Source organism: Vibrio sp. Y176, assembly GCF_033438945.1.
In genome coordinates, this window is sequence record NZ_JAWOQS010001053.1 from 1 (window position 1) to 541 (window position 541).

Annotated in this window: 1 protein-coding gene; it reads left to right on the top strand. The window is 49.5% G+C overall.

The window, feature by feature from the left end:
- Window positions 1–494, top strand: a 494-nt coding sequence (locus R7O13_RS30160) for an isochorismatase family protein (RefSeq protein ID WP_318305631.1), incomplete at its 5' end; no start/stop codon positions are given.
- Window positions 495–541: the final 47 nt, after the last annotated feature.

The following is a 541-nucleotide window of genomic DNA, read 5'->3' on the forward strand; positions in this document are numbered from 1 at the left end:
GCCGTGACTTGCACCCACCCAAAGCCGCTTGGGATGCAGAAACGCCCGCGAACATGCTAGAGCCCGTTGGCTTGCCAAATGTCGACGTAAAATGGAATCGCCACTGTGTGCTTGGCACAACAGGCGTAGAGCTTCTGGATGGGTTACCTCCAGTGCTTGACTACGATTTCCAAGTCAATAAAGGGATGGATCCGGACGCGCATCCTTACGGTATCTTCTTCCATGACGTGGCTGACACCAAAACTACGGGCGCAAATGAGTTTCTGAAATGCAATAAAATAGATACCGTCGTAGTTGGTGGACTAGCGCTCGATTTCTGCGTCAAGAAATCCGTTATGCAAGCGTTAGATCTCGGCTTTAAGGTGATTGTGAATCTAGCTGCAACTCGCGCCGTTCTGCCAGATACGGTCGACAGCGTGATCGCAGAGATGAAAGAAAAAGGCGCACTGTTTGTTGCAAATGCCGATGAAATTATTGTTGAGCGCTTCGCGTAATTAACCGGTTTCCTTGTATAAAAACGGCCCAGATTTCTGGGCCGTTT